Here is a 574-nt window from a genome sequence, read left to right as displayed (position 1 = left end):
ACAGCCAAAAGAACAAATGCTTGTCGCCGAGGAACCGGTAGCGCGAGAAGGCATAGGCTGCAGGCAGGGCCACCAGCACCGAGATCACCGTGTTCATCACCACATAGATGATGGAATTGATATAACCCTTGTACCAGGATGGATCGGTGAAGATGACCGCATAATTGTTCAGAGTGGGGTTCTGCGGCCACAGCGAGAAAGCGCCGAGGATTTCCTGATTGGTCTTGAAGCTCATATTGATGAGCCAGTAGATCGGCAGCATCAAAAAGATGATGTACAGCGTCGGGATCAGCCACCAGAACTTCGATTCATCGCCGCGCTTGCGCATGCGACGGGCCAGCGCCTTGTCAATCTGGCGCTGTTCGGCTTCGGGCCGCCCACTCGTTCGTGCAAGTGTGTCGTTCTGCACGCTCATATCAGCGCTCCGCATCGTAATTGGTCATGACGGTGTAGAAGACCCATGACAGCAAGAGAATGATCAGGAAGTAGATGATCGACATGGCCGCGGCAGGCCCGAGGTCGAACTGGCCGACCGCCATCTTGACGAGATCGATCGACAGGAACGTCGTCGAAT

General features: G+C 54.9%; 1 protein-coding gene and 1 pseudogene. Both read right to left on the bottom strand.

The window, feature by feature from the left end; genetic code table 11:
- A partial coding sequence (locus LB462_RS30995) for an ABC transporter permease family protein (RefSeq protein ID WP_505483636.1) occupies nucleotides 1-328 on the bottom strand: 328 nt, incomplete at its 3' end.
- An 88-nt stretch (nucleotides 329-416) separates the two neighbouring features.
- Nucleotides 417-574 (bottom strand): annotated as a pseudogene (locus LB462_RS30990) (sugar ABC transporter permease); the annotation flags it as partial.

It is taken from the genome of Phyllobacterium chamaecytisi (assembly GCF_020164455.1).
GTDB lineage: Bacteria > Pseudomonadota > Alphaproteobacteria > Rhizobiales > Rhizobiaceae > Phyllobacterium > Phyllobacterium chamaecytisi.
The sequence above is the reverse complement of the archived record's forward strand: the minus strand, read 5'-3'. Positions and strand labels throughout refer to the sequence as shown.